This is a genomic window from Arthrobacter sp. Dra40 (assembly GCF_059091905.1).
The window spans coordinates 1-324 of record NZ_JBNHHB010000591.1; the positions used below are offsets into that span (position 1 = coordinate 1).

Sequence of the window (324 nt, forward strand, 5' to 3'; positions counted from 1 at the left end):
CTGGTGGTAGCACTCGTCGTACTGGTCCCCCGCCTGCCCGCCGAACGTGAGCGCCTCGGCCTCGCTCTTGGTCCCCGCGTCGCCGGTGAACAGGCCCCCGGCCGGGATGCCGCCCTTCACGAACGCGTCGTAGTCCGAATCCTCGATGAACCCGAACGGCAGCGCCTCGACTCCCTCGGCGCGCAGGATGTCGAGGAACACCTGTTCGACGGCGCCCGACCCCTCGGGCCCGGCCTCCTCGCTGTCCGAGCCGTCGCCGTCGTACACGAACGCCACCGCGTTCGGCGAGCCCACCACATCGACGTTCAAGTACGCGACGTGCTC

At 70.1% G+C, this 324-nt stretch carries 1 protein-coding gene; it reads right to left on the reverse strand.

What is annotated here, in order from left to right; all coding sequences use genetic code 11:
• The coding region (locus AC5RWT_RS38140; RefSeq protein ID WP_494084724.1) for a zinc-binding metallopeptidase family protein at positions 1–309 on the reverse strand (309 nt) is incomplete at its 3' end.
• Between the last annotated feature and the right edge of the window lie 15 nt (positions 310–324).